Raw genomic sequence first — 2,480 nt, 5'->3', positions numbered from 1 at the left:
GTCGGGGGTGGCCACCTCCAGCGAGAGACCCTCGAGAATGCGGCGCATGCGCAGTACCTGGTCGGCGTTGGTTTTGGCCAACTGGCCCGGGCCATCCCACAAGGAATCCTCCAGGCCGACCCGGACATGTCCGCCCATGGCGGCAGACTGCGCGCCGATCGGCATCTGATTTCGCCCTGCCGGAAGCACCGACCACTGGTAGGCATCGCCGAACAAGCGGTCGGCCGTGCGACGCATGTGAAGCACATCCTCAGGGTGTGAACCAATGCCCCCGAGGATGCCGAAGACCGACTGAATGAGAAAAGGTGGCTTGATCAAGCCGCGTTCGATGAAGTGCGCGGCCGTGTAGAGGTGACCGATGTCGTAGCACTCGATCTCGAAGCGCGTGCCGTTGTCGCTGCACGACTGGAGGATGTGCGCGATGTCCGTGAAGGTGTTCTTGAAGATGCGGTCATGGCTGCCGGACAGGTAGGGCTCCTCCCACGCATGCTTGAACTCCTTGAAGCGGGCAAGCATGGGATACAGGCCCATGTTCATCGACCCCATGTTCAGGGATGCGACCTCCGGCTTGAACTCGTGCGCGGGGCGCAGCCGGTCTTCCAGCTTCATCGTTGGCGCGCCGCCAGTCGTCAGATTGATGACCACGTCGCTCGCGGCCTTGATCTGCGGCAAGAACTGCCTGAAGAGTGCCGGATCCTGCGAAGGGCTTCCATCGACCGGATCGCGTGCATGAAGGTGCACGATGGCGGCGCCGGCTTCGGCCGCGCCGATGGCCGACTTGGTGATCTCTTCAGGGGTGACCGGCAGATAGGGCGACATCGACGGCGTGTGGATGGCGCCGGTGACGGCACAGGTGATGATGACTTTGCGGGGCATGCGGTTCTCCAGGGGGTTGAATGTGATCAGTGGGTCGGTGCCTGGCGCTTGTGCGCGGCCAGCGCCATCAGCCGGCGGTCTCGCCAGGCCGAACGGGTGCCGATGTCGGCGATGTCCAGTTGCTTGCGGCGTTCTGCATCGACCCGCGCGAGCGTATCGTCGCCCCAACCAAAGGGCTGGACGTCGACCACTGTCTCGCGGTTCTGCTGGCCGTAGCGCTTCGCGTAGTCCGTGACGCCCGCCGGGGCATTGAGATCAATCGTCTCGAAAGGACCCATGAAGGACCAGCGCAAGGCGAGGCCGTCCTTGAGCACCTTGTCGATGTCATCGGAGCTTGCGAGGCCCTGCTCGAACAGGCTGAAGCACTCGTTCAGCACGGCGGCTTGAACCCGGTTGAGGAGAAAGCCATGGATTTCGCGCGTAAGCGTCACAGGCGTTTGGCCGGCTGCCTCGTAAAGCGAATGYGCGCGCTCCATCGCTTTGGGATCTGTCCACGGCGCCGGGCAGAGTTCGACCAGCGGGACGAGGTACGGCGGATTCGTTGGATGACCCACCAGGCAACGCCCGCGGCCCGCCAAGTCGGCGGTGAAGGTGGACGCCGGCAGCCATGACGTGGAGCTTGCCAATATCGCCTCCGGCGGGGTCAGCGCATCGAGCTGCGCGAAGATGGCCTTCTTGGCCTCGACCGTTTCGCGGATGTTCTCCTGCACCATCACCACGTCACGCAGCGCGTCGGCCAGATCCGGCTCGCAGCGGATTCGCGCCAGCACGACCTCTGCCGGGTCGTCGAGCAGCCCGAATGCCTCCAGTTCCTTGAGGCGCTCGCCGATGTAGGCAAGGCTCCCGGCCATCGTGGCTGCATCCGCGTCGTGCAGGCGCACCGGATGACCGCCGCGCGCGAACACGATGGCCCAGGCCCGACCAATCAAGCCTGCACCGACTACAGCGACCGGCTGTGAAGATTGAGGAGAGGTGGCTTGCGCGTTCACTTCGATCCCTCCGGCCCGGAATCTACCGTGCGCAGGCATGGAGGTGCCGGGGGCGCGTTGAAAGCGCCACTACCGGCACCAACGAGAAGGGTTGTCAGGGTCATGTTGTGCTCCAGGTGAGTAAAGGTTTAAGGTGAAAAAGGCCCGGTCGGGCATTTCGGTGAGTTCAAGACATCGACTCGACGTTGCCGCCAACACTCAATTTCTCTCCGCTGACGTATCGCCCGGCTGGTCCGGCCAGATAGAGTGCGGCTTGAGCGATGTCCTGTGCTTGGACCATCGTTCGCATCGACACCCGTGCGACGGCCCGCTCCTGCTGTTCCTTGAGTCTTATGCCATTTGCCTTCGCCTTGATGGCGAGCACTCGGTCCTGCCGGTCTCCGGCAACCACGCCGGGCAGAATTGCGTTCACGCGGATCTGGTCCACGCCGAGTTCGATCGCCAAGGTCTCCGTCAGGCCGATGACCCCGAATTTGCTCGCCGAGTACGGCGTGCGCAGTGGAAAACCTAGTTTGCCGGCGGCCGACGAAATGTTGATGATGGCGCCACCCCCTGCTGCTCTCAACAGCGGCACCGCGCGACGCGTGACCAGGAAGACGCCACTCAAATTGATTG

The 2,480-nt window shown here is 63.5% G+C and carries 3 protein-coding genes; all 3 read right to left on the bottom strand.

Going from position 1 to position 2,480, the window contains the following annotated elements:
* Positions 1-876: 3,5-dioxohexanoate:acetyl-CoA acetone transferase (gene kce / locus AC1DY5_RS51270; RefSeq protein ID WP_478121956.1), on the bottom strand; the 876-nt coding region annotated here is incomplete at its 3' end.
* 26 nt (positions 877-902) lie between these two features.
* A complete protein-coding gene (locus tag AC1DY5_RS51265) occupies positions 903-1,865 on the bottom strand; it encodes a 3-hydroxyacyl-CoA dehydrogenase (protein WP_478121955.1) in 963 nt (320 codons plus the stop codon).
* A 166-nt stretch (positions 1,866-2,031) separates the two neighbouring features.
* On the bottom strand, positions 2,032-2,480 hold a 449-nt coding region (locus tag AC1DY5_RS51260; protein WP_478121954.1), incomplete at its 5' end, for an SDR family oxidoreductase.

The sequence above is a fragment of the Variovorax sp. P4_D9 genome, assembly GCF_056401695.1.
Note: the sequence above shows the minus strand (reverse complement) of the source record. Positions and strands in the feature narration are given on the sequence as shown.